Consider the following 25133-nt stretch of genomic DNA (forward strand, 5'->3'; position numbering starts at 1 on the left):
CGGCCCTGTTGGCGCCGCAGTTGCCACGGTGATTCTGGGAGGGAAGCTGTTCAACGCTGCTCTCCGTCGGCAAAGGAGGCAAGCCGTGCGCGCATGGTGGGTGGAAGATCCGGGGCCGGCCCGCATTGATCGCCTGAAAGGAGGGCGACGTCCTGATCCTGTCCCGGGTCCGGGCGAACTCCTTCTGGCCGTCAGGGTCTGCGGAGTGTGCCGGACGGACTTGCATCTGGCCGAAGGAGACCTTCAGCCGAAGGCGGCCGGGGTCATACCGGGGCACGAAGTGGTTGCCGAGGTGGCAGGCCTCGGGGTGGGGTGTTCAAGATTCCGGATCGGGGACAGGGTGGGGGCGGCCTGGCTGGGCGCCACCTGCGGCAAGTGCCGCTTCTGCCTCGGGGACCGGGAGAACCTGTGCTTGGAACCGCGGTTCACCGGCTGGGACGTGGACGGCGGGTACGCGGAGTTAATGGTCGTCAAAGAGGACTTCGCATATGCGATTCCCGACGCTTTCGGCGACGAAGAGGCCGCACCGCTCCTGTGCGCCGGAATCATCGGGTACCGGGCGCTGCGTCGCGCGGAGCTGCCCAGCGGTGGCCGCCTTGGAATCTATGGATTCGGGGCTTCGGCCCACCTGGCCGCACAGATCGCCACGTTCGAGGGAGCAGAGGTCTACGTGATGACCCGGTCGGAGGGGGCACGCCGGCTTGCACTCAAACTGGGTGCCGTCTTCGCCGGGGACTCCCGGGATCGGCCACCGGTGGCTTTGGACTCCGCAATACTCTTCGCCCCGGCCGGCGAGCTGGTGCCCGTTGCGATGCGGGCCCTGGACAGGGGTGGCACCCTGGCCGTCGCAGGCATCCACTTGAGCGATATCCCGTCCCTGCACTACAGCGAGGAACTCTTCCAGGAACGCCAGTTGCGCAGTGTTACGGCCAACACACGGCAGGACGGGAAGGAGCTCATGGAGGTGGCAGCCCGGATACCCTTGCGCCCGACCACCACCGCCTACCCTTTCGAGGAAGCCAACCGGGCCTTGATGGACCTCGCAGAAGACCGGGTCACCGGGGCCGCGGTCCTGCGCATAGGCAGCGGCAGGGGCCGCTGAAACCACGAAGGAATCCGTGCCGAGAGGACAGGTGGGCATGACCGGTCTGACCACACGGGAAGCAGCGGACCTCCTCCGCCAATACGGTCCCAATCAGTTGCCCGACACCGGTTCGGTTTCGCGCTGGCAGCGGCTGCTGGCAGAGTTCGTGCACTTCTTTGCCGTGCTGTTGTGGGCTGCCGCCGGACTGGCCTTCGTTGCGTGCGCAGTGAGGGTGATGGTCCCGGCTGTTTTTGGCGTGCCGGTCCAACTGCCCTTGGCAACGGTCAGCCAGATCGTCGGCGCCGCAGCGCCTATTGCCGGGGACGCTACAGGCGTAGCGTCTATCCAACAGAGCGTTCGTGCGCCGTGAAGGAGGCGGAGATGGCTGGATGGAATGCCGACACGGCCGCAGGCCCAGTGGGGCCCGGGACCGTGACTTTGGTGGAGGGCTCGTCCTTCTGCATTTCCCTGGCGAATGGCGACATCCATCCGGAACATCCGCATGGTGTTTTCCATGACGACACCCGCATCCTGTCGCGCTGGAACCTGTTGATCAATGGCCAGTCCCTGGAATCCCTGACCGCATCGACGACCGAGCCTTACCGGGCCTTGTTCATCGGCCGGGTGCCCCGTTCCGACGGATATGCGGACAGCCCCTTGATCGTGGAGCGTGTCCGGGAGGTCGGTGCCGGGATCCTGGAAGAAATCACGATCAGGAACTACTCCCCGGACGAAGCCGAATGCGAGATCACCCTTGACGTCGAATCGGACTTCGCGGACCTCTTCGAGGTAAAGGAAGCCCGCGTCCAAAGGCAGTGGGAAGAATCCCGGGTGCCCGACGGTGACTCCCTGACCATCAGGGCCGCTTGGCAGGACATCCACAAGGGCGTCGTCGTCAGGGCCAGCGGCGCCGACATCGCTGCGGAGGCCCTGCGTTACCGCGTGGTCGTTCCTCCGCACGGACGCTGGAGCACCCGGCTGAGTGTGGTGCCGGCCTCCGACGGCGTCGCGCCGGCGGCGTCGTTCGTCCGTCAGGGCGGCGGTGAAACATCCCCCAGCGACCGCCGTCGCCGGGAATGGGTGGCCAAGATTCCAAAGCTCCATATGGGCAACCGCTCCATCGAACGGACGCTGCGGCGCAGCTACGACGATCTGGGGGCGTTGCGCATTGAGGATCCCGCCCATCCCGAGAGGATCGTCGTGGCCGCGGGCGCTCCATGGTTCATGACGCTCTTCGGCCGGGACTCGCTCTGGGCCTCGGAAATGGCGCTGCCGGTGGACCCGTCCCTGGCACTGGGCACTCTGAAGACGCTCGCGGACCGCCAAGGCAAGGTTGTGGATCCCATGAGCGAGGAAGAACCGGGGAAGATCCTGCACGAGGTCAGGCTCGGCGTCTCCAGCGGGCTTTCGCTCGGAGGCAAGTCGGTCTACTACGGCAGCGTCGACGCAACCCCGCAGTTCGTCATGGCAATCGCATCGGTGAGCCGCTGGGGTTTTGCGAAGGACACCATCGCCGCGCTGCTGCCGCACGCCGACCGCGCCCTGGACTGGATCCGGAACTACGGAGACAAGGACGGCGACGGCTTCGTCGAGTATGAGCGGCTCAATGAACAGGGCCTCATCAACCAAGGCTGGAAGGACTCCTGGGACGGGATCAACTTCGCTGACGGCCGCTTGGCAGAGCCGCCGATCGCGCTTTGCGAAGTCCAGGCGTTGGTGTACTCCGCGTACTTGTCCAGGGCATGGATGGCCTACGACGCCGGCGACGTACCGTTGGCAGCCAAACTCACCGCCGAAGCGGCCGAGTTGAAGAAGCGGTTCAATGAGCAGTTCTGGATGCCCGAGCGCGGCTACTACGCCATCGCCCTGGACGGCAAGAAACGGCAAGTGGACGCGTGCGCGTCCAACATGGGGCAATGCCTATGGCATGGCATCGTCGACGAGGACAAGGTGCCGCAGATGGCCGAACGGCTCATGTCTCCGGAGATGTTCAGCGGCTGGGGTGTGCGCACCCTCGCCAGCGACATGGGGGCGTACAACCCCGCCAGCTACCACAACGGGTCTGTCTGGCCGCACGACAACGCGATCATTGCAGCAGGCTTGATGCGCTACGGGTTTGTCGACGAGGCGCAACGAATCGCGACAGCCCTCTTCGAGGCAGCCGAGTACACCGACGGCCGGCTTCCGGAACTCTTCTGCGGTTTCGACCGCGGGCAGGTAGCCGAGCCCGTGCCGTATCCGACGGCGTGCTCCCCGCAGGCCTGGGCGGCCACGAGCCCGATCATGCTGATCACCAGCCTGATGAGGTACGACGCTCACATCTCCCGCGGCGGCTTCTGGATGGATCCGGCGCTGCCGGCCTCGTACGGCGACCTGCACATCACCAACGCACCCATGGCGGGCGGCCGGATCACCATAGACATCACGGATTCCGAACCTGCTGTGCGGGGGCTGCCCGATGGAATTGCATTCCATCGTGAACACCGGCCATGGCTGACGGAAATGATGGAACAAGTCGGGTTGGGGGACCAGGAGTAATCCGCTCAGGGGGCGGCCGGCGTGGGTGCGCCCGGCTGGAACAATTCGATGAGGTTGCCGGCGGGGTCCATGAGCAGGATCTGGCGTCCACCCGGCCCGGTCACCACGTCGCTGCGGAACGACAACCCCGCCCTGCGGAGACGGCCGATCTCGGCGTCCAAGTCGTCGACGATCAGGTGGATGCGGTTGCGGCCAGCCGCGGCGGCATCGCTTGGAGTGGCGCGGGCGCCGGAGCTGCTTGGACCGGACAACAGCAGCCGCAACGGACCACGCACCACATCGGCGAAGGCGGGAACGGCGTTGGTGTTGAGGGCAAAGCCGAGGTGCGTGGTTTAGAAGTCGACGGCGGCCTGGACGTCGTCAACGACGTAACGGACGCTGGCATACTTCTCAGGTTCTGTCATGGCCGGATCTCCTTAAGGGGCGATCGAATCGGGTCCTCGAAGCCTACGCCAGCTCTCTAGTGCGAGAACCCGGCCGCGGCCTCAGTGAGGCTCTTGCCTTTCGTTTCGGGCGCCAGCCATTGCGAGAGCGCGGCGCCGACGAGGGCGACGCCGGCCGCGATCAGCATCGACGCGGCCGGACCGAGATTGACCATCGCCCATGGCAGCAGGAAGGTCCCGAGCCCGGCACCGATGCGGCTGACCGCGGCCGCGAAGCCGGTCCCGACGCCGCGGACTTCCGTGGGGAAGACCTCGCCGGGGTAGACGCCGGTGAGGGTGCCGACCATCGCGTTGAAGAAGGAGAACGCGAGGAACAGGGCCAGCACGACGGCGGGCGGCGCACCTGCCCACAGGCCGATGACCGCGAGGAGGATTGTGCAAATCCACTGCGGTGGGACTGTCAGCACCCGCCGGCCGACCTTGTCGATCAACAGGACGGTGAGCACGACTGCCGTCAGGGCGACGGCCGAGAGGCCCACGCCGCCGGCGAGTCCGCCGCCGAGGCCGTACTGCCCGAGCACGCTGTCCGCGAAGGTGGCGATTGCGAAGTAGGGTGCGATGGCGCAGAACCAGAACATCGAGACGAAGAGCGTCGCCCGCCAGTAGCGTCGGGAGAACAGCATTCCGAAGGTTCCCTTTTCGGTGTCTTCATGCTCGACGTCGGACATTTCCGCGGCGTGCTCCATGTACCGGTGGGCGATTCCCATGGCTTCGTCCCGGCGGCCCTGGTTCCACAACCACCGGGGCGATTCGGGAAGCCCTAAACGGGCCAGGAACAGGACCACCGCGAGCAGCGTGCTCGTGCCCAGGATGATGCGCCAGCCGAGGTTCGTCGAGTGGATCAACCAGTAGCCCAGCGCGAAAGCAACCATGAAGCCGGTGTACCAAGCGATCAGCGTCACGCCCAGCAGCCGGCCGCGCAGATGGGCCGGGGCGAATTCTGACATGAGCGGCCAGCCCACCGAGTACTCCATGCCGATGGCCACACCCATCATCAGCCGCACCACGAAGAGCAGTGCCGGCGAGTCGACGAAGAACTGCATGCCCGACGCAATCACGAACAGGCCCATGTCCACCATGAACAGCGGCATGCGGCCGAATTTGTCAGCAGCCCAACCCCCGAGCGGGGAGCCGAAGAAAATGCCGAACAGCGGGCCGGCCGCGATCAGGCCCTCCCAAACGGTCGACAGGCCCAGTTCGGTCACCAGATTGCCGGTCACCGGACCAACGATCCCAAGGATGTACCCGTCAAGGAACATGCCGCCTGAGAGGACAAAGATCATCCTCCCCATAAAGCGCCGCTTGAACCTCTTCGTCTGTATGGAATCCGCGGTGATGCGCTCTCCTTGTGCCATGGACGCGCCCCTTCCCTTCTCCATGATGGCCCCTCACCGGAGACAGAGGAAGGTTCCGGCGGCGACCCGCCGCACCGGTCTACCCGACCCGCCGCAACCGGGCTACCCGCCCGCTGCACCGCACCAGGTAGCCAGCGCTTCGCTGAGCCCCTCGGCCGTGTCTTCACCGACCCAGGCGACGTAGCCGTCGGGGCGCACGAGGACGGCCGTGGGTGCGGCCACTTCGCCCAGCACCGGCAGCTCCCACGCGCCGTCATAGCTCGTCGCCAGGTGCCGGACCCGCCCCGCCCAGGCACCGGCGTCCAGGGCGGGCCCGCCGAGTTCCAGCAGTACCGGCCGGGCCGGGTGCAAGAGCTCGAACACCCTCGCAGTGCCATCGGGGGTGGCGATGTCGAGGTCCGGCATCCGTCGCCCCAGAAGGGGATGCCCTCCACCAGGACCGTAGGCAACGTCGAGCCCGGTGATCAGGGCCGCAACCGGCGTGCCCCCGTCGCCGAAGCCAAGCACCTCGTCGAGCAAGTCGCGCAGCGCCTCCTGCCTCGGGTCGGCTTTCTGGAACAGGGACTGCGCCATGGTGTACTTCAACGCCCGTGCCCCGGCCGGGTGCCGCTCCGCGTGGTAGCTGTCGAGCAGTTCCTCACCGGACACGCCCCGCACCACCTGCCCCAGCTTCCAGCCAAGGTTGACGGCGTCCTGCAGCCCCAGGCCGATGCCAAGCCCGCCCGTGGGGGAGTGCACGTGCGCCGCGTCCCCGGCCAGCAACACTCTGCCCTTCCGATAGGACGCCGCCTGCCGCGTGGCATCCGTGAACCGCGACAACCACGCAGGGCTGTGCACACCGAAGTCCGTGCCGAACACCTCGATCAGGCCCTGCCGCAGTTCATCCAGGGTGGGCTCGGTGTTCGGGCCCAGTTCGGCCTCGGTCACCACCACCCGCACCATGCCGTCACCCATCGCGTGCAGCCCGTGGACCCCGCGCTCATCAATCTTCCCGGGTTGCGTCAGTTCCTCGGCCACCTTCACCTCGGCGATCAGGCTGCTGCGTGTTGCGTCCGGGCCCTCGAATCCGATGCCGGCTGCCCGCCGCACCACGCTCCGCCCGCCGTCGGCGCCCACTACGTACCTGGCCCGCAGCGATCCGCCGGAGCCGAGCTGAACGTCGACGCCGTCGTCGTCGGCCGCCACGCCGGTGACCTCCATGCCCCGCCGGATCGGAACACCCAGTTCCTCGACCCAGCCGAGCAGCAGGCGCTCGATATCGTTCTGGAACAGCGCGAGCGTATACGGATGGCGTGTGGGCAGGTTGCCCAGCTTGAGGGCAGTGCCGCCGAACGTTGCGGCGGCTATCGTCTTGCCCTCGCCGAGGAACCGCCCGGCGATTCCCCGCTGGTCGAGCAGTTCAATCGCCCGGGCGTGGATACCGCCACCGCGCCTACCGGCCAATTCCGGCGATCTGCGCCGTTCGAGAACCACCGCGTCCACCCCCGCCAGGCGCAGTTCACCGGCCAGCATCATCCCCGTCGGTCCGCTCCCGACGATCACCACATCGTGCATCTGGACCTCGTTCCCATAGGCACCGGATGGCCAGTATGGAACAGGCAGGGGGTCTTCCCACAAGCCCCCCGCCGCGCGATATCTTGAAGATGAGGGGCTTTGCGCCGCCCCTGCCAGTGCGGCGGCACCATCTGGACTGCTGCATTCTGGGCGGGTTACCAGGCAGGCCGCAGCCAGGGGGAGTGGCTGGCAGAACACGTGATTCTCGCGACGGCGGTGGGCGCCGGTGCGGGCGCCGCGGCCGCGGCGATGTGGCTGTGGCCGGCTGTGTTCGAGACAGCGAGAAAAGCCGCTCCCCGGTCCACGGGGAAGGACCCCGCCGGCGCCGCTGCGGTTTAGGGAACGGGCCGGGGCCCATCCTGTGGAGGACCGCGCCGCGATGTGGTTTTAATCCGGGCCGCAAGCCATCATGGAGAGAAGCGGGAGGGGCGTGGCGGCGGCCGCATCCGGCGGTGTATTTCCCGCAGGGGAGGTGCAGTGCCATGTCTGATAATCCCTTGCCCGAGGAGCACGGTACGTCCGCATTTCCCCGGGTGACCGAGCCCTTCCTTGCGGGTTATTTCGCGCAGCTGTCGCCCGACGAACTGCAGGGCTATGGTGCCGAAACGCCCAACGCGTGGGCCGGGCATCACTTGAAGCTGGCAGCGATACGGGAACCTGGCCAGGCCGTCGTCGGGATCCTGAACGAACTGGACGCAAGCATCGTGGCGATCGTTGCCGATGACCTCCCGTACCTGGTGCAGTCCGTCACCGCCGAGCTGACGCGTGACGACGTTTCGCTCCGCCTGCTGGTGCACCCCCGCTTCCAGGTGCTCCGGGACCCGGTTTCCCACGAGCTGTTGGAGGCCTGGACCGCTTCTTCCCCGGAAGGCGTCCTGGCCGGGCGCGGCCGGGAAGAGGGCGCCGCGGAAGTTTGGATCGCCGCCGAAATCGGTGTGCTGACCGACGGCGCCGTGGCCAGGGAACTGATCCAGAGACTGTACCGTGTGCTGGACGACGTGCGGCTTGTGGCCGGAGACACCGGGGCCATCCACGATAAGCTGAGCGCCGCCGTGGCTGCCGCGGTGGGGTTTTCCGACGCCGCCGAGCCCTCGCCGGACCAAGGCCGCGAGTTGCTCCGCTGGCTCGATGACGGCAACTTCGTGTTCCTCGGATATGACGAACTTGAAACTACGACGGCGGGCGGCCGCGAACGCCTTTCGCCTCGCCCGGGTTCCGGGCTGGGGCTGCTGAGGGGAGCCCGCGGCGGTCTCGACAAGGGGGTGCCGGAGACCGCCGGGGCGGCCGCGGTCCCGGCTGAACCGGAGGAGTCGTTGAGGATGACGAGCTCGGAGTTGAGGTCTACCGTCCTGCGCCAGTCGTACCTCGACGAGCTGCGCCTGACCGTGCACGACGAGGGCAGCGCGGCGAGCGGGGAACGGCGGTTCGTCGGGATGTTCTCCACTGGCGCCGCGCATCAGTCGGTATTGCGGATACCGGTCATCCGCGACAAGATCCTTGCCGTCTGCGAGAGCTTGGGAACGGCCCCGCGATCGCACCCGGCCGAGGACACCCTCGCCATCCTGGAGAGTTTCCCCCGCGACGAACTGTTCCGCATCGGGGTGGATGACCTCACGCGGCTCGCAGGCGACATCCTCCGCGCCGAAGTGCGGCAGAAGCCGCGTGTCTTCCTCCGGCCTGACCGTTCCGGCTGTTTTATGTCTGCGACAGTCATCTTCCCGCGCCGCCGTTACAGCACCGCCGTCCGCCTGCTCATGGAACGGGAGCTCCAGCACGTCTTCAAAGCGGACACGATTGAGTTCGAAGTCCGCCTGACGGGCTCGCCGATGGCCTTCGTCTTTTTCCGCCTGCACCTCGCCGGTGACGGGGCGGAAGTCCAGGCAGCCGCCGTCGTCGACCAGTCCCTTGCAATCGAGCGGCGGCTGATATCAGCCGTGCGGCCTTGGCCGGACGGACTCGAGGAAGCGATCCGCGAACGCTTTCCGGCGGCGGAGGCGGCCCGCTTGTCGGAGTTGTGGCTGGATGCATTCCCCGTAAACTACCGCGCGGACCATGAGCCGGAATCCGCCGTCGCGGACATCGTCAACCTCGAGACATTCGACCTGGACGGCTCAGGCGGCCGTCCCGTTATGGATCCGCTGCTCACGGTCTATTCCAGGACCGGAACCCCGGTTGCCGACGCCAAGGGAGGCGTGGAAGGAACGCGGATCCACCTCTACCTCACCAAGCCCAGGAGCCTCACGCAGATCCTGCCCTTCCTGCACAACCTTGGCCTGGAGGTCCTGGACCAGAGACCGTACGTGCTACGCCGCGCAGGCGGGCTGGAGCTGTTCCTGTACGAGCTCGGCGTGAAATATCCCGCCGGCGTGGACCCGGGGGCCACGAGCGATCTGGTCGCCGATGCCTTCGCCGCCTCCATGCGGGGCGACATGGAATCCGACCGGCTCGACGGCCTGGTGATCCGCGAGCGCGTGGGCTGGCGCCAGGCAGCGGTGCTCCGGAGCTACGCGAAGTACCTGCAACAACTGGGAACCACCAACTCGTACGACTTCGTCGCGGACACCTTGGTGGCCAACCCCCGCGCAACCCACGCCCTCCTGGACCTGTTCAGAGCCAAGTTCGATCCCGGCCTGGAGGGGCACTTGCGGGCGGAAACCATGGGAAGGGCGCGGCTGGAACTGCTGGCAGCCATTGACGAAATCCCGGTCCTGGACGCGGACCGGCTGCTTCGCACCCTCATGGACCTCGTGGATGCGACATTGCGGACAAACTATTTCCTCGGCAAGGGGCACCTGAGCTTTAAGTTCAACCCGGCCTCGGTCACGGTCGCTCCGTTTCCCCGGCCTGAGTACGAGATCTGGGTGTATTCGCCACGGGTTGAAGGGGTCCACCTCCGCTTCGGCGCCCTGGCCAGGGGCGGGCTGCGCTGGTCGGACCGCCGCGAGGATTTCCGGACTGAGGTCCTGGGCCTGGTGAAGGCCCAGAACGTCAAGAATTCGGTCATCGTTCCGACGGGAGCCAAGGGCGGGTTCTACCCGAAGCTCCTGCCTGACCCGGCCCAAGACAGGGAAGCCTGGCTCGCCGAGGGAATCGAGTGCTACCGGATCTTCGTCAGCGGGCTGCTGGACCTGACGGACAACCTGGTGGTCACGGCCGCCGGTGAGGCCATGGTGCCGCCGGAACGCGTGGAACGTCACGACGGCGACGACTACTACCTCGTGGTCGCTGCCGACAAAGGGACCGCTACCTTCTCCGATACGGCCAACGCCCTGGCGGCGGACTATGGCTTCTGGCTGAACGACGCTTTCGCTTCGGGGGGATCGGTCGGGTACGACCACAAGGAAATGGGAATCACCGCCCGGGGAGCCTGGGAATCCGTGAAGCACCATTTCAGCGAAGTGGGCATCGACCCGCAGGCTGATGACTTCACCGCCGTCGGCATCGGAGACATGAGCGGCGACGTTTTCGGCAACGGCATGCTGCTCTCACCGCACATCCGCCTGGTGGCGGCGTTCGACCACCGGCACATTTTCCTCGACCCCACCCCCGATGCGGGGGCGTCCTTCGAAGAACGCAAACGGCTCTTCGGACTGCCCCGTTCCTCCTGGGCCGACTACGACCCCGGCCTGATCAGTGCTGGCGGCGGCGTGTACTCCCGCCAGGCGAAGACAATCGAAACCACCGAAGAGGTCCGGGCCGCCCTGGCCTTGGACCCCGGCGTCGAATCGCTCACGCCCCAGGCGCTCCTGCAGTCGATCCTCAGGGCGCCCGTCGATCTCCTCTACAACGGAGGCATCGGGACCTATGTCAAGGCCTCGGCCGAGAGCCACACCGACGTGGGGGACAAGGCGAACGACTCCATCAGGATCAATGGCAACGAGGTGCGGGCACGGGTCCTCGCCGAGGGCGGAAACCTGGGGGTCACCCAGCGCGGACGGGTGGAAGCGGCCCTGGCCGGCGTCCTGCTCAACACCGACGCGATAGACAATTCCGCCGGCGTCGACTGTTCGGACCATGAGGTCAACATCAAGATCTTCCTCGACCGGATGATTGCGGCAGGAAAGATGCGGGCAGCGGAGCGGGCCAGCTTCCTGCAGTCCATGACCGACGAGGTGGCCGGGCTGGTCCTGGCCAACAACGCGCACCAGAACGTCCTCCTCTTCAACGAACGGCATCTGGCACTCGAATCGACCCCAGGATTTGAGCGGATCATGGAATGGCTGGAAACCACCGCCGATCTTGACCGCGGCCTGGAAAGCCTGCCCGACGCGGAACAGCTCCAGGAGCGTCTTGCTTCGGGTGCCGGCCTGACCGCGCCGGAGCTCTCGGTCCTGGCGGCCTACGCGAAGATCGAACTGGCCAGGGAACTGGTCGCCAGCGACCTCGCCGATGATCCCTGGTTCACCCGGGTGCTCCGGGACTATTTTCCTGGGCAATTGTCCGGGCGGTTCGAAGCCGAACTCGATGCCCACCCGTTGCGCCGGCAGATCATCTGCACTGTTCTTGCGAACGACATGATCAACCTTGGCGGGATCACGTTCGCGTTCCGCGCCATGGAGGAAACCACGGCCACTGCCGCGGCAGTGGCCAGGGCTTTTGTGGTGGTGCGGGAGGCCTACGATCTCCCATGGTTCGTGGGCACTGTGGCCGCCCTGCCCGCCGGGATTCCCAGCGAGCACGCGGTCGAAGTGGCACGGCCGATGCGCAGGCTCCTGGACAGGGCCACCCGCTGGTACGTGACACACGACCACCGGGACCAGCCGATTGGCGAGGCGATGGGAAGGATCATGCCGGCCCTGGAGCTGCTGCGGACCAGGACCATGGAGTTCCTGCAGGGTTCGGACCTGGACCGCGCCGAGGCCCGCCTGGCCCACTGGAACGACGTCGGAATGCCCCTGGAGCTCGGACGGCGCGCCGCCGATCTGCTGGAGAGTTTTTCGTTGCTGGACATCTCGCTTGTGTCCGAGCGGGTGGATGAACCGCTCACTGTGATTGCGGACATGTACCACACGGTGATCCACGAGTTCGGCGTGGGCACGCTGCTCCTGCGCATCACGGACCTGCCGCGGGATACCCGGTGGCAGGCCCTGGCCCGTGCCTCACTCCGTGACGACGCGTACTCGGCGGTCGTCGAGATAACCACCTCCGTCATGCGGACAACCCGGAGGGGCGACGCCGCCGGGGCATCGGCGATGGAACGCATCGGGCAGTGGGAGCGCGGACGGGAGGAGCACCTCCGTCGGATCAAGAACACCTTCGAAGAGGTCCTGAACCCCGAACAAGGCGATATCGCGTCGATCGCGGTGGCCTTGAAGCTCCTGCGGACGCTGGCGCAACGGTGAGGAGCGTGCCGCCCGAGCGGTTCCGGATCCTCCTTGAGGAGGAGCGCGACCGCAAGCGTGCCCTGCTTGAGTCTCTCCGCCGGGACATCGCCTCCGTCAGCGCCGCGCGGCAGGACTCCAACGTCGACGATGAGCATGATCCGGAAGGCAGCACCATCGCATTCGAGCTTTCCCAGGCCTCTGCGCTGCTCGAACGGAGCCGGTCCGGACTTGAACAGATCGAAGCCGCCCTTGACCGGATCTCGGATGGAAGGTACGGCATCTGCGAAGTCTGCGGGGCCACCATTGCCGAAGGCCGGCTTGAAGCGCGACCCTGGACGCCGTACTGCATCGAGCACGCCTCTGCGGGCAGATAGCGCCCGGCGGCCGATTCCCCTTGTACCCCGCATCGGCCGGGGCTAGCATGGCCCCGCATTGCCGCCGATCACTGCGAGGAGACTGTCATGGACAAGACAACCGCGGATCCATCGAGCCTGATGGTGGACCTGATCATTTCATTGGACGGTTACGCCTCGGCCGAAGGCTGGCCGGGATGGTGGGGGCTGGAAGGGCCCGAATACCTGGCCTGGCTGGGGGAAGAAGCCGAAAAGGGCTACACCTTCCTGTTCGGGGCCAATACCTACCGGCTGATGTCCGGCATGTCCGAGGAAGCCGCAGGCGAGGGCTCCGGATTCTCCGAGGACGAGGGCGCCGCACTGACAGGCCTTGCCGCGGTACCGAAGGTTGTCTTCTCCTCGACCCTCGAGGCACCCCTGAGCTGGCCGAATTCGCAGCTGGTCACGGGCGACGCCGTCGAGGCCGTGCGGAAGATGAAACAGGACGGGAGCGGCCCGTTGAGCACCCTCGGGAGCCTCAGCCTCTGCCGATCCCTGCTGGCCGCCGGCCTGGTGGACAGGTTCAGGTTGGTGGTTTTCCCTGTAATCACGGGGCGAACCGGCAGCGAACGGATCTACGATGGCTATCCCGATGTTGCCCTTGAGATGGTGCAGAGCAGGACTTTCGACGGCCGCCTCCAACTGCTTGAGTACGTTCCTACCGTCCTCGACGCACCTCCCGGCGGCGGCCCGGCCTAAGCCGCTCCGCCTTGGCGGAGCACCCGCGACGAGCGCCCTCGTCAACTTTGTGGGGTGGTGACGTGGAGCATTTCCTTGGGGGATAAATGGACAAGAGATCCAGGCTCGTACTTGTCGCATTGCTTCTATCCGTGGGGTGGTACTTCCTTGTGGGCTTGGCCGACCGACAGCTGGCGGTCCACCAGTACACGTCGATTGCCTCCGTTTGCCTGCATGACTATCCGCCCTCGGGGTCCGTCTCATCTCCTGAAGGGGGGCCCAAGGCTCCCGAGGGAACGTACGAATTCCTGCCACTAGGAATTCGTTGCCACTTCACAATGGTCGGTGGAGCCGTTATCAGTACATTCAATCCCCGAGTCGCAGGGATTGCGTTGGCACTGCTGCCACTGGCGACCAGTATTGCTTGGGGCGCTTGGATTTGGACACGACAAGGATTGCAACGGGGCGATCATGCATATGGAGACTCCCACCCTTGAACCGATGAGCGCTGACGGCCCTGGACGGCTGGCTGCACTACTACGACTACCACCGCCTTAGCGGAGCACCCGGTATCTGACATGGGTCACCAGGCCCGTGCCACGCACCTCGGTGGGTTCCAGCGTCAGGGGCCCTACGCCGTCGAGAAGCCGAGTGCCCCCACCGAGGATGAGCGGCGAAATATGGAGCCGGAGCTCGTCGATCAGCCCGGCCGACAGGAACTGCCGAGCCGTGTCGGCACCTCCCGCGACGGCGACGTCCCCGCCGCCGGCAGCCTCCCTTGCCTGGGCCAGGGCGGACTCGATCCCGTCGGCGATGAAATGGAAGGTCGTTCCGCCGTCCATCTCAAGGGGCGGGCGGGCGTGGTGCGTGAGGACGAAGACCGGGGCGTGGTAGGGCGGCTCCTCGCCCCACCAGCCCCGCCAATCCGGCGCCCACGGACCGGCGCCGGGGCCGGCGAACATGTTGCGGCCCATGATGTAGGCGCCTGCGGAAAGAATGCCCTGGATCGCTTCGGCATTGGCTTCGGGCTCCTCGAACATCCAGCGATGCAGATTCTCCCCGCCCTCCCCCAGGGGCTCGGAAGGACTCTGGTTCGGGCCCGCAAGGTAGCCGTCGAGGGAAACGGTGAGATCGCACGTGACCTTGTTCATGAATTCCTCCACAGCGGTGGGTCCGTCGAATGCACGCCAGCGCCAACCCTAACGGGATTCGACGGTGGCTGGAAGAAGCAGGGATCCGGATCTCCCGCCGCTGAGGCGCGCCTCAGCGGAAAACACCCCGGCCGGGCTGACCGGGGTGTTCCCACCGGGGGCCTAGTTGAACGTGCCCTCGCCGCGGACCGGGATGGAGGCGCCGATCAGCACTTTGCCCTTTTCCTCGTTGGTGGCCGGACGGATCTGCCCGCGCTCCGGAACGAAGGTGATGGAGTCGTCCTTCTGGTCTGGGGCGTTGACGAAGGAACGGAAGCGGCGCAGCCGTTCCGGGTCCTTGAGGGTTTCGGCCCACTCGTCCCGGTACGTGCCGATGTGCTTGGCCATGGCGGCCTCGAGCTCCGCGGCGATGCCGAGCGAATCCTCGACGACGACCTGCCGGACATGCTCCAGACCGCCGTCGAGTTCTTCCTGCCAGCGTGCGGTGCGTTGGAGGCGGTCGGCGGTGCGGATGTAGTACATGAAGTAGCGGTCGATGTATTTGATGAGGGTGTCGTCGTCCAGGTCTTTGGCCAGGAGCTGGGCGTGGGCGGGGGTGGCGCCGCCGTTGCCTCCGACGTAGAGGTTCCAGCCGTCGGCGGTGGCGATCACGCCCACGTCCTTGCCGCGGGCTTCGGCGCATTCGCGGGCGCAGCCGGAGACGCCCATTTTGAGTTTGTGCGGGCTGCGCAGGCCGCGGTAGCGCAGTTCCAGGTTGATGGCCATGGCCACGGAGTCCTGCACGCCGTAGCGGCACCAGGTGGATCCGACGCAGGACTTCACGGTGCGCAGGCTCTTGCCGTAGGCCTGGCCGGATTCGAAGCCGGCGTCCACCAGTTCCTTCCAGATCTCCGGGAGCTGTTCGAGCCGGGCACCGAACATGTCGATCCGCTGCCCGCCGGTGATCTTCGTGTACAGCCCGTACTTCTCTGCGACGGCCGCGATGACACCGAGCTTCTGCGGGGTGATCTCGCCGCCCGCAATCCGCGGGACCACGGAGTAGGTGCCGTCCTTCTGCATGTTCGCGAGGGCACGGTCGTTGGTGTCCTGCAGGGTGCCGCGGCCGGCGTCGAGCACGTAGGCGCTGTTCTGGCTGGCCAGGATGTTGGCGATGGTGGGTTTGCAGATGTCGCAGCCTGCGCCGGTGCCGTATTTGGCCATGATGTCTTCGAAGGAGGTCAGTTCCAGGATGCGGATGGTTTCGAAGAGTTCCTGGCGGGAGAGGCTGATGTGTTCGCACAGGGCCTTGGAGACTTCGACGCCGGACTTGGTCAGTTCGGTTTCGAGGAGTTTCTTGAGCATGGGCACGCAGGAGCCGCATTGGGTGCCGGCCCTGGTGCAGGACTTGAGTTCGCCGAGCTCCTGCACGGGGGCTTGGCCGTCGCAGGCGCCGCAGCCGTTGATGGCGTCCCGGATGGAGCCGGCGGCGACGTTGTTGCAGGAGCACAGGATGGCGTCGTCGGGCAGTTCGGTGTCGGGGGCGTCGCCGCCGCCGGCGGCGGAGAGGAAGGCGCCGGGTTCGGCCGGGAGTTCGCGGCCCAGGAGGGGGCGCAGGCTCATGTAGGGGGTGGCGTCGCCCACGAAGATGCCGCCGAGCAGGGTCTTGGCGTCGTCGGTGGTGACGATTTTCTGGTAGACGCCGCGGGCGGGGTCGGCGTAGACGATTTCCAGGGCGTGTTCGGTGCTGGCGAACGCGTCACCGAAGCTGGCCACGTCCACGCCGGAGAGCTTGAGTTTGGTGGCGGTGTCGAACCCCGGGAAGGTGGCCGCCCCGCCGTGGAGGCGGTCAGCGACGATCTCCGCCATCGTGTTGGCGGGGGCAACCAGGCCCAGGCACATGCCGCCGAAGTTGGCCACTTCACCGATCGCGTAGATACCGGGAATCTCAGTCTCGCAGCCCTCGTCGATCACCACACCGCCACGGGGACCCAGCGAGAAGAGCTGCTCCTCGCCGTCGGCTGCCCGGAACAGTTCGTCGCGGGGCCGGACGCCGATGGCAACGATCACGATGTCGGCGTCGATGGTCCGGCCATCGGCCATCAGGACACCGGTGACCTGGCCGTCGTCGTCGGCCAGGATCTCGGAGGGGAAGACGCCCCCGTGGATCTCGAAACCCTTTTCCTTGATGAGACGTCCGAGCGCCTGGCCGGCGCCCTCGTCCAGCTGGGTCGCCATCAGCCAGTTCGCGCCGTCGATCACCACGGGGATGGCTCCCAGCTGCTCGGTGCCAGCCGCGGCTTCCAGGCCCAGCAGGCCGCCGCCGATGGTCACCGCAGTGACTTCGCGGCCGAGCTTTTCACGGAGCGCGGCAATCGCGCCGTTGATGGCCCACACGTCCTCGAGGGTCCGGTAGACGTGGCTGTGCTCGGCTCCCGGGATGGGCAGGCGGGCCGCATTCGATCCGGTGGCAACCACCAGGGCGTCATAGGCGTAGCTGTTGCCGGCCGCGGTTTCCACGGTCTTGCCGTCCGGGTTGATCTTCACTACCCGCTCGCCCGTGCGCAGGTCGAGTGCCTCGTGATCCCACATGGCCGCTTCGCCCAGGGTGAGGTCGTATTCCATGTCGGTCAGCGCCTTGCTCAGCGCCACCCGGTCGTAGGGCAGATGTGCTTCTTCGGTGAGCACGGTCAGCTGCCAGCCCTCAAGGCCGCGGGTATGCATGGCATCGGCGAAACGGTGGGCAGCAGGGCCGCCGCCGGCAACGACAATCCGGCGCCGGGCATTGGAGCTGGTGGTGTGTGCGTTCATCGGCACCCTTTCACATGCGCCGCAGAACGTCCTCTACGACTCCTTCCAGCAGCCTATGTACGGGCAGTTTCGCTTCAGTTTCCCGATTGTTTCGGGGGCTTAACTTCCGCATCACCACCGGGTTCAAGCCAGTGTGAGTAGTCCTTTACGGCGCCGACACACGAGCCGCACCCGGTCGAAACATCCCGGACCTAGCGTTGTTGCCTGGCTGCACACTGCCTGGCCGGTGGCGGCATCGGAGCCGCCGCCCGGCGGGCCAAGCGATAGGGGTTGAACATGACCATTGGTCTTGAAAGCATCGAACGTCCGGTTGACGGGCCGGCGGCCTGGCACCGCGTCTGCGCCGTCGAAGAACTGGAACTGGCCTGGGGCGAAGCCGCCCTGGTGGAGGGCAAACAGCTCGCCTTGTTCCGCCTGGAATCCGGAGAGGTCTACGCCGTAGCCCAGCAGGATCCCGCCACGCTGGCCAACGTCATGGCGCGCGGGATCACCGGCTGCCGCGGTGGGCGCCCGACCATCGCCTCGCCGCTGCACAAGGAGGTCTACGACCTGCAGACCGGCGAATGCTTCACTACGCCCGGACTCCGCCTGGACAGCTACGCCACACGGATCGTGGACGGTTACCTCGAAGTAGCGGTCTGAACCGTCCGTACGCAACCGTCCGCACGCAACCGTCCGCACGCAACAAGGGCACCACCGGAACTGCTCCGGTGGTGCCCTTGCATTGCCCTCGCGGGCCTAGCCGTTGATGACCTGGGGGACACCGAGTGCCTTGAGGCCTTCGACGCCGAATTCGAGGCCGTAGCCGGATTGCTTGGCGCCGCCGAAGGGGACGCGGGGGTCCACGGCGCCGTGTTTGTTGATCCAGACGGTACCGGCCTGGAGGCGGGCGGCGACTTCGCGGGCCGCGCCAAGGTCCGGGGACCAGACGGAGGCGCCGAGTCCGACGTCGAGGGCGTTGGCCATCTCGATGGCTTCGTCCACGGAGCTGTAGCGGATGATCGGAAGCGCCGGGCCGAACTGCTCTTCGGCAACCAGCGGGTTGTTGTTGTCGATGTCGGCCACGAGGGTGGTGGGGTAGAAGTAGCCGGGCTGGTCCGGGTCGGGGTTGCCGCCGGTCAGGATCCGGGCACCGGAGTCTCGGGCGGCGTCGACGAGGCCGGCGACGATGTCGTACTGGGCCTTGTTCTGGAGCGGGCCCAGGACATTGTTCTCGTCGAGGCCGACGCCCATGGGCATGGCGGCCGCGACGGCCGTGAGCTCCTCGCAGAGGGCGTCGTAGATCGAGTCGTGGACGTACAGGCGCTTGAGGGCAGCGCAGGTCTGGCCGGTGTTGATGAACGCGCCCCAGAACAGGTCCTGGGCGATCACGGCAGGGTCGGCGTCGGGCAGGACGATGCCGGCGTCGTTGCCGCCGAGTTCCAGGGTGAGGCGCTTGACGGTGTCGGCGGAGGAGCGGATGATTTCGCGGCCGGCGGCGGTGGAGCCGGTGAACATGACCTTGCCGATGGCGGGGTGTTCGGCGAGGCGTGCGCCGACTGCGCGGTCGCCGGAGATGGCGGTGAGGACGCCTTCGGGGAGTTCTTCGTTGAGGACCTTGATGAGGGCCAGGACGGAGAGCGGGGTCATTTTGGAGGGCTTGACGACGGCGGTGTTGCCCATCCGCAGGGCGGGGGCGATCTGCCAGACGGTGATCATCATGGGCCAGTTCCAGGGCCCGATGGCGCCCACGACACCGATGGGGCGGTAGTGCAACTGGGCGTAAGTCTGGCCGTCGTCGACCACTGTTTCGGGTTCCAGTGCAGTGGTGGCGGCGGTTCGCAGCCAGGCGGCGCAGGCGCCGACCTCGAAGCGGGCGTTGGGGCCGTTCAGCGGCTTGCCCTGCTCGCGGGAGAGCAGTTGGGCGAGTTCTTCGGCGGAGCGTTCGACGGCGTCGGCGGCCCTGAGCAGCGCGGCGGACCGCGCCTCGTGACCCAGCGCCGCCCAGGCCGGCTGGGCGTCCCGGGCGGCGGTGACCGCCAGCTCCAGGTCCTCAACCGTGTGGACGGGAGCTTCGCCGACGGCGGTCCCGGTGGCGGGGTCGAGGATGGTCCGGGTTTCGCCGGTGGCCGGGGTGATTGAGGCCAGGAGGGCGTCGTAGCTTTCCAAAGTTTCACTCCACTCTGAGTAGTTGGTGCCCGCCGGCCGCATGGCCGTCAGGCGTTGTGTTGAGTCTGCCTGCCCGGCAACGGGGCAGCTTGTGTATCCGGGAAGGATGGTTGATGTTCGGTGAATGGCTTTCAGAGGGTCATCAGCATCATCGCCCCCAGGGCCCCCGCCGAGGAGAAAGCCTCGACAGGGTGGAACGGTTGGCGGGACCGGAGCGAGCGCAGGGCCAGCACCAGCGAATAGACCGCAACCACGGCGGCGAGCGCCGCGGCCAGGAAGGGCGTGACGCCGCCCGTCCCCGGATGCGCGTGGGCGTGGGGCGCCGTTCCCGTCGTCACCGGCTGGAGGCCGGTGACGAGGAGCGCGAACATCCCCAGGACGGAGAGCGCCCGGTGCAGCTCCATGCCGTTGCGGCGTTCCCTACGCAGCAGTACCAGCGGCAGGGGAGCTGCCAGCAGCAGGAGCAGCCCCCACAGCACTCCCGGAAGCAGGCCCGGTCCAACGGTGGTGTCCGCCATGGCCGCGAGCATGACGGCCATGGGCCCCCACTGGCTGACGTTCCGCAGGACACCGCCGCGCGCCATGGCTTCGCGCATGGGGCACAGGATGCCGATACCGCAACAGGCGAGCATGGCCGCGGAAAGGATTGTGTGCATGGTGTTCGCCGATCTCTCCAGGCCCGGTCAGTCTTCTTCGTCACCGAGGTGCACGGCTGCCGGACCCTCTTCGCCGTGCCCGATCCGCCGGTACACCTCGGGGCGGTTCCGCTTGAGGCGGAAAGCCCATGCCACCCCGGCAAGCCCCGGCACGACGATCGCGGCCGGGAGGATGAAGGTCAGCGGATTGTTGCCTTCCTGGCCGAGCAGGACGTTGAAATTGAGGGCGATCATGACGAAGACCGCTGCCAGGAGCAGGAACCCCAGGCCGGGAGCGATGAGGCGCGTCCAGATACCGGTGTCCCGCTTGTCTTTGCGGAAGAATCCGATCACCGCCAGCGAAACAATGGTCATCAGGAGGACGAGGCCCATCGCGCCGTCGTTGGTCAGCCACGTGAACATCGTGAGGACCGGGTAGAGGTCCCCCAGCGGGGATCCGGTCCCTGCGATCGCGAAGGCGGCAGTGACAACGACGGCGATGGCCGTCTGCGCGAGTGACCCCGCGTAGGGTGCGCCGCTGTGCCGCCGCACTGCCCCGAGCTTGCGGGGCAGGACCCCTTCGCGTCCGAGGGAGAAGAAGTACCGGGCGGCGGCATTGTGGAAGCTGACGAGGGCAGCGAAGAGGCTGGTCACAAAAAGCAGCCGGGCCAGGTCGGCGATGAGGACTCCGGTGTGCGCGCCGAGGAATCCGAACATTAGGTCCGGTCCTTGCTTCGCGGAGGCATCGGCCACAGCTGACGGGCCGGTTCCGACCGCCATCGCCCACGCTGACACGGCGTAGAACAGGGCAATGATGGTGATCGCTGTGTAGGTCGCGCGGGCCACGGTGTGCTTGGGGTCCTTGCTTTCCTCGCCGTAGATGGCTGCGGACTCGAAGCCCATGAACGCGGCGATGCCAAAGGACAGCACCGCTCCCACGCCCGGCACGAAGAGGCTTTCGGGGCTGAGCGGCGCGCCGCTGACCCCTTCCGGTGCCAGGGCAAAGGAGGCGACGTCGTACACGGTCACCACGAGGAATTCGAGGCCGACCAGAACCCCGAGAACTTTCGCGGACAGGTCCACCCGGTTCACGCCCAGCACCGCGACGACCGCGATGCAGGTCAGGACCGGGATCCACCAGGGGAGGGCGACGCCGAAGCGTTCGTTGATGAGGCCCGAGACGCTGAAGCCGAAAAGGCCGTAGATGCCGACCTGCATGAGGTTGTAGGCCATCAGGGCCACCATGGAGGCACCGACGCCGACCGGCCGGGAGATCCCTTGGGCCACGTAGGAGTAGAACGCCCCGGCGTTGACCAGGTGCCTGCTCATGGCCGCGTAGCCGACGGCGAAGACCGCCAGGGTTCCACCGAGGAGCAGGAAGGACAGCGGTACGCCCGTGACCCCGGTGACGGCGAACGTCGTCGTCACGCCGCCGGCGAGGACCGTCAGCGGCGCCGACGCAGCGATGATCATGAACGTCACCGCAGGAACGCCGAGCCGGCGGTGGTGATGGACCGTGTGCTCCGATTTGCCGGCAACTTTTCCGGCGCTGACGCTCATTGTCCCGCCGCCATGTGGCAGTGCCCGCCGGCGGGCTTCGACGCGGGGACGTCCAGCACCGGGCTGCGGTCGAAGAAGCCTTCGGGGCGCAGCTTGAAGCCCACCGTGTCCACGGGCATGATCGGCCAGTCCTCGGGGCGCGGGAAGTGGGTCAGGCCGAAGGTGTGCCACACCACGATGTCCTGCCCGTCAATATCCCGGTCCTGGGCGATGTAGGCGGGCAGGCCGGCGCCACCGGAGTGCTGGTTGACGAAGTCGCCGGTGGGGTAGAGCTCGCCTTCCGCGTAGCGGGTGACCCACAGGTCCTTCGTGGCGAAGGCGGCGCGCCGGGCGATCGAGGAGCCGGGGTCGGCCAGCAGGGTGGGCTGGTTTTCGGAGTGCAGTTTGTAACCCACGGCCTCGCCCAGGCGGTTCCTGGATCCCGGGTTCGAGATGACCCAGGTGCGGCCGCTGCGGGCGTCGGCCTCGCGGACGCCAACGGACTCGCTGGCGAGCACGGTGCGCTTGCGGGAGAATGCGTTGCCGCGCGGGTTCCCTTCACCCATGGCCTGCCGGACCACGTCTTCTTCCTCCACGCGGTTGCTGAAGCCGTCGACGGCGAAGTCCAGCCGTGCGCTGAAGAGGTGCTGGTGGTAGGGGGCGCCCAAGCCCGGTGCCAGTTGGGAGATGTTGTCAGATCCGCCTTCGGGGAACGCGCTGGTGAAGACAACGCCAGTGGCCTTGGCTTCGAATTCGATGGTGCCGTCCAGGTAGAGGTACCAGTAGAAGCCGTAGTCGTAGTTGCCGATGGTGGTGAAGAAGCTGACCACGAGGCGGCGGTTCCGGCGGGTGTAGTTGACCCCGCTCCACAGGTCGCTGTGCTTGGACAGGATGCTCCAGTCCTCTTCATGGATGCAGACAGCGTTGCGGATTTCGCGCGGGTTGCCGAAGGAGTCGCTCACCACCGGGCTGAGGTACGTGATTTCGCCGAGGCAGTCGCAGCCCAGTTCGAGCGAATTCGCGTACTGGCCCACCAGGTATTCGCCGGTGTCGAAGTAGTTTTGCCAGGAGCGCACGGGGGAGGGGTCGCCGTAGGGGACCACCATTTCGGCGATGGACGCCCGCTTGAGGATGCTGCGGCGGCGGCCTCCGTCGTCGAACGCCACATTGTGCAACACCACGCCTTCGCGGACATCGAAACCGACGTCGAGGCTCCACTTCTCCCACTCAAGGTGGTTGCCGCCCTGGATGCTGAAGCTGGGGCCGTCCGGCTGGGTGATGTGGATGGGCTTCTGTGTGGTCCGCAGCGGGCCGGTCAGCTCCGGATCGGTGTAGTTGCCGTGTTCTGCCGGGACCGGCATCGCCCCGAAGTCCAGGACCTGAGTGACTTCCTTGTTGACCACGTCCACGTAGGCGACCAGGCCGTCCACGGGGCGTGCCCAAGCGTTGTCCTCCGGGAACTCCTGGACGAAGGCCAGCCCGCGCAGGATGCGGCGGCCCTTTTCCTCGGGGTATTCGAAGACGCCGGCGGACAGGGGAGCGACCCGCACCTTGGCGACGTCGAGCTTCCGCTCCGCGAGCGCCTTGAGCCAGCGTTCGTCCTGGGCGAGCACTGCTTCGACCAGTTCGAATTCCTCCCCGATGACGGGAAGTTCGCCCGCGACGGCGGTGTCCAGTTCGACGTTGCGGGTGATTTCGCTGTGCCAGGCGTCCCCGGTTTCCAGGGTGACGACGACGTCGCGCGCGGTTCCGGTGGCTACGTTGTGCAGGAAGACCCGGAAGCGGCGGTCCGTCGTTTCGGCTGCATCGTCCGCGGAGGCGCGGGGCGGATCCAGGAGTCCAAGGTAGGCCACTCGGGTGGATTCGTCGAACAGTCCGGCGTCGCTGAGGGCGGCCTTGACTGCGGTGATCTCGCTGGCAGTGACGGGTCCGTAGGCGGTGGTTTCGGCCGTTTCGGGTATGGCGGAGATGTTCATGGAAAAGCCCCTTGGGAGTGGCGGTTTATTTTCTATGTGTGTAGACAATAACAGTGTGTAAGCTGAGTCACAACGGTTGTAGAAAAAAAGATTTGGGGATTGGGTGCCGAAGATCGTCGATCATGACAAGCGACGCGTGGAACTGGTTGAAGCCACGTGGCGGATCATCGCCAGGCGGGGGATCGAGGGCGCTACGATGCGCGAAATAGCCACGGAAGCGGGCTTCGCCAACGGTGCGCTCAAGCCCTATTTCCCCACGAAGGACGACCTCCTGTCCTTTGCGTTCGCACACGTGTTCAACCAGACGAACGCCAGGATCGGAACTGTGTCGAAGGGGCTGAAGGGCTTGGCCGCACTGCGCAGCTTCTGCCACGAAATCCTGCCGCTCGACGCCGAACGGCTGAGCGAAGCCCGGATCGCCATCGCGTACTGGCAGCGGGCACTGACGGATCCCGAGAAGGCGGCCCTCCATGACCGCTCGATGGAGCAATGGCGGCACGAGCTGTTCGGCAGGCTTCGCGAAGCCAGGGATGCCGGTGAACTCATGGACGGACTGGACGACGACGACGTCGTCGGCGGCATCATGACCTTCGTGCTCGGCGCGCAGATCACGGCCACCCTGTCGCCGTCGCACCATTCCCCGGCGCAACTGCGTTCCCAGCTGGAGTCCTATGTCTCGCTGATGAGGGTCCCACCGGCCGACGAGGGCGGGGCCTGAAAGCCCGAGCAAGTAGTCCAGGGTCAAACTGCGCTGTGGAATTGAGTACACGTCGCCCCAATTACTTGAATCCACTGCGGAAAAGTGGAGTACCCACCACTCGTGACGGGTCCCCAGGGCAGCCGATTCAATGGAGCGTAGCTGGTCTCAACCGCAGTTCATGACTCTGGGGGTCATACAATGTCTGCTTTCTGCAATGCCGTTGTTCCATTTCCGCGCCGCCCGCTGACGGAGGCAGTCCGATGAGCACGGGAATGGAATCCGCCGCCATGTTCGCGGGGTCGCTTCCCGGCCTGCTCCTGATGTCCCTGGGCCAGACCATGGTGGTCGCATGCCTGTGTTTTGACATGGTGCGTGCCGTCTCCGTTCCCCGCTCGCACCGCCGCTACGTAGCCAGCACCGTCTTCCGGACCCTGGCGGTGCCGTCAATCCTCGTCATGGGCGTCAGCGTACTGGTCGACGCGATCGTCTCGTCCTGGATCGATCTGGTCCTGGGCGTCCTCGTGATGGTGACGATCATCTTCCGCTTCCACCAGGACAAGGACGAGGACAACTGGTGGAAGGGCAAGGGCAGGAAGCTGGCCGGCTGGGCACGCAAGCAGTTGTCGCCGCAGGGCGGGCTCGCCCCGGCGATGGGCTGAGTCAGACGGGGCTGCCGGCCCCGGGATTTCCCCCGGTTTAACACAGGAAATACGCAGTTTGGCGAGCATTCCCACAGGATGTTCCAAGGACCATACAACGCGGTGTTGGGCGTTGCTATGTTGATTGCGAGCTGGTGCTGGGCCAGCCCGAAATCCTCCCAAACTCGCTC

Annotated in this window: 18 protein-coding genes; 9 read left to right on the forward strand and 9 right to left on the reverse strand. The window is 66.5% G+C overall.

Going from position 1 to position 25133, the window contains the following annotated elements; translation table 11 throughout:
• The first annotated feature begins 100 nt into the window (after window positions 1-100).
• Genes ACZ9CK_RS07980 through ACZ9CK_RS07990 form a run of 3 tightly spaced genes read left to right on the forward strand, consistent with a single transcriptional unit; the run spans window position 101 to window position 3622 of the window.
• Window positions 101-1102, forward strand: coding sequence for a zinc-dependent alcohol dehydrogenase family protein (locus tag ACZ9CK_RS07980; RefSeq protein ID WP_476050876.1), 1002 nt, complete (start codon window positions 101-103; stop codon window positions 1100-1102).
• A 37-nt stretch (window positions 1103-1139) separates the two neighbouring features.
• Window positions 1140-1454, forward strand: coding sequence for a cation-transporting P-type ATPase (locus ACZ9CK_RS07985; RefSeq protein WP_476049696.1), 315 nt, complete (start codon window positions 1140-1142; stop codon window positions 1452-1454).
• Window positions 1455-1465: 11 nt separating this feature from the next.
• Window positions 1466-3622 carry an amylo-alpha-1,6-glucosidase gene (locus tag ACZ9CK_RS07990; RefSeq protein WP_476049697.1) on the forward strand — a complete coding sequence of 719 codons (2157 nt, stop codon included), beginning with the start codon at window positions 1466-1468 and terminating at the stop codon, window positions 3620-3622.
• Window positions 3623-3627: 5 nt separating this feature from the next.
• Here ACZ9CK_RS07990 and ACZ9CK_RS07995 read toward each other — a convergent pair whose 3' ends face one another.
• From ACZ9CK_RS07995 to ACZ9CK_RS08005, 3 genes are all read right to left on the reverse strand, one after another.
• Window positions 3628-3897 carry a VOC family protein gene (locus tag ACZ9CK_RS07995; RefSeq protein ID WP_476049698.1) on the reverse strand — a complete coding sequence of 90 codons (270 nt, stop codon included), beginning with the start codon at window positions 3895-3897 and terminating at the stop codon, window positions 3628-3630.
• 185 nt (window positions 3898-4082) lie between these two features.
• Window positions 4083-5348 carry an MFS transporter gene (locus ACZ9CK_RS08000; RefSeq protein WP_476049699.1) on the reverse strand — a complete coding sequence of 422 codons (1266 nt, stop codon included), beginning with the start codon at window positions 5346-5348 and terminating at the stop codon, window positions 4083-4085.
• Window positions 5349-5522: 174 nt separating this feature from the next.
• Window positions 5523-6974, reverse strand: a complete 1452-nt coding sequence (locus ACZ9CK_RS08005) for an FAD-dependent monooxygenase (protein WP_476049700.1) — start codon at window positions 6972-6974, stop codon at window positions 5523-5525.
• A gap of 482 nt (window positions 6975-7456) precedes the next feature.
• On the opposite strand from ACZ9CK_RS08005, the gene ACZ9CK_RS08010 reads away from it, so the two are divergent.
• The 3 genes from ACZ9CK_RS08010 to ACZ9CK_RS08020 all read left to right on the forward strand — a co-directional run bounded on the left by ACZ9CK_RS08010 (window position 7457) and on the right by ACZ9CK_RS08020 (window position 13389).
• A complete protein-coding gene (locus ACZ9CK_RS08010) occupies window positions 7457-12316 on the forward strand; it encodes an NAD-glutamate dehydrogenase (protein ID WP_476049701.1) in 4860 nt (1619 codons plus the stop codon).
• Window positions 12317-12321: 5 nt separating this feature from the next.
• Complete coding sequence (locus ACZ9CK_RS08015) at window positions 12322-12672, forward strand: TraR/DksA family transcriptional regulator (protein ID WP_476049702.1); 351 nt, start codon at window positions 12322-12324, stop codon at window positions 12670-12672.
• Between the two features lie 87 nt (window positions 12673-12759).
• A complete protein-coding gene (locus ACZ9CK_RS08020; protein ID WP_476049703.1) occupies window positions 12760-13389 on the forward strand; it encodes a dihydrofolate reductase family protein in 630 nt (209 codons plus the stop codon).
• Between the two features lie 533 nt (window positions 13390-13922).
• Here ACZ9CK_RS08020 and ACZ9CK_RS08025 read toward each other — a convergent pair.
• Together ACZ9CK_RS08025 and nirB are read right to left on the reverse strand one after the other, a co-directional pair.
• Window positions 13923-14519, reverse strand: a complete 597-nt coding sequence (locus ACZ9CK_RS08025) for a dihydrofolate reductase family protein (protein WP_476049704.1) — start codon at window positions 14517-14519, stop codon at window positions 13923-13925.
• Between the two features lie 162 nt (window positions 14520-14681).
• A complete protein-coding gene (gene nirB, locus ACZ9CK_RS08030) occupies window positions 14682-17306 on the reverse strand; it encodes a nitrite reductase large subunit NirB (RefSeq protein WP_476049705.1) in 2625 nt (874 codons plus the stop codon).
• A gap of 276 nt (window positions 17307-17582) precedes the next feature.
• Between nirB and nirD the strand changes: the two genes are divergently transcribed.
• Entirely contained in the window at window positions 17583-17948 is a 366-nt protein-coding gene (gene nirD, locus ACZ9CK_RS08035; protein WP_476049706.1) for a nitrite reductase small subunit NirD, read from the forward strand.
• 96 nt (window positions 17949-18044) lie between these two features.
• On the opposite strand, the gene ACZ9CK_RS08040 is transcribed toward nirD, so the two are convergent.
• From ACZ9CK_RS08040 to ACZ9CK_RS08055, 4 genes are all read right to left on the reverse strand, one after another.
• Complete coding sequence (locus ACZ9CK_RS08040) at window positions 18045-19454, reverse strand: aldehyde dehydrogenase family protein (RefSeq protein ID WP_476049707.1); 1410 nt, start codon at window positions 19452-19454, stop codon at window positions 18045-18047.
• A 131-nt stretch (window positions 19455-19585) separates the two neighbouring features.
• Window positions 19586-20110, reverse strand: a complete 525-nt coding sequence (locus ACZ9CK_RS08045; protein WP_476049708.1) for a hypothetical protein — start codon at window positions 20108-20110, stop codon at window positions 19586-19588.
• Window positions 20111-20137: 27 nt separating this feature from the next.
• Entirely contained in the window at window positions 20138-21649 is a 1512-nt protein-coding gene (locus ACZ9CK_RS08050; protein WP_476049709.1) for an APC family permease, read from the reverse strand.
• Window positions 21646-23604 carry a primary-amine oxidase gene (locus ACZ9CK_RS08055; RefSeq protein ID WP_476049710.1) on the reverse strand — a complete coding sequence of 653 codons (1959 nt, stop codon included), beginning with the start codon at window positions 23602-23604 and terminating at the stop codon, window positions 21646-21648. The genes ACZ9CK_RS08050 and ACZ9CK_RS08055 overlap by 4 nt, the downstream gene beginning before the upstream one ends.
• Window positions 23605-23707: 103 nt before the next feature.
• Here ACZ9CK_RS08055 and ACZ9CK_RS08060 point away from each other — a divergent pair, with 103 nt between their 5' ends.
• Both ACZ9CK_RS08060 and ACZ9CK_RS08065 read left to right on the forward strand, forming a co-directional pair.
• Window positions 23708-24322, forward strand: coding sequence for a TetR/AcrR family transcriptional regulator (locus ACZ9CK_RS08060; protein WP_426303299.1), 615 nt, complete (start codon window positions 23708-23710; stop codon window positions 24320-24322).
• A 242-nt stretch (window positions 24323-24564) separates the two neighbouring features.
• Entirely contained in the window at window positions 24565-24963 is a 399-nt protein-coding gene (locus ACZ9CK_RS08065; protein ID WP_426303300.1) for a hypothetical protein, read from the forward strand.
• Window positions 24964-25133 lie beyond the last annotated feature (170 nt).

This window comes from Arthrobacter sp. TE26545, from assembly GCF_056279005.1.

Bases quoted from the DNA above. Each gene is read 5' to 3' on its own strand.
- ACZ9CK_RS08005 (WP_476049700.1), bottom strand. From the start codon at position 6,974: ATGCACGATGTGGTGATCGTCGGGAGCGGACCGACGGGGATGATGCTG.
- ACZ9CK_RS08025 (WP_476049704.1), bottom strand. From the start codon at position 14,519: ATGAACAAGGTCACGTGCGATCTCACCGTTTCCCTCGACGGCTACCTT.
- ACZ9CK_RS08065 (WP_426303300.1), top strand. From the start codon at position 24,565: ATGAGCACGGGAATGGAATCCGCCGCCATGTTCGCGGGGTCGCTTCCC.
- nirB (WP_476049705.1), bottom strand. From the start codon at position 17,306: ATGAACGCACACACCACCAGCTCCAATGCCCGGCGCCGGATTGTCGTT.
- ACZ9CK_RS08010 (WP_476049701.1), top strand. From the start codon at position 7,457: ATGTCTGATAATCCCTTGCCCGAGGAGCACGGTACGTCCGCATTTCCC.
- nirD (WP_476049706.1), top strand. From the start codon at position 17,583: ATGACCATTGGTCTTGAAAGCATCGAACGTCCGGTTGACGGGCCGGCG.
- ACZ9CK_RS07985 (WP_476049696.1), top strand. From the start codon at position 1,140: ATGACCGGTCTGACCACACGGGAAGCAGCGGACCTCCTCCGCCAATAC.
- ACZ9CK_RS07990 (WP_476049697.1), top strand. From the start codon at position 1,466: ATGGCTGGATGGAATGCCGACACGGCCGCAGGCCCAGTGGGGCCCGGG.
- ACZ9CK_RS08045 (WP_476049708.1), bottom strand. From the start codon at position 20,110: ATGCACACAATCCTTTCCGCGGCCATGCTCGCCTGTTGCGGTATCGGC.
- ACZ9CK_RS08050 (WP_476049709.1), bottom strand. From the start codon at position 21,649: ATGAGCGTCAGCGCCGGAAAAGTTGCCGGCAAATCGGAGCACACGGTC.
- ACZ9CK_RS08000 (WP_476049699.1), bottom strand. From the start codon at position 5,348: ATGATCTTTGTCCTCTCAGGCGGCATGTTCCTTGACGGGTACATCCTT.
- ACZ9CK_RS08020 (WP_476049703.1), top strand. From the start codon at position 12,760: ATGGACAAGACAACCGCGGATCCATCGAGCCTGATGGTGGACCTGATC.
- ACZ9CK_RS08055 (WP_476049710.1), bottom strand. From the start codon at position 23,604: ATGAACATCTCCGCCATACCCGAAACGGCCGAAACCACCGCCTACGGA.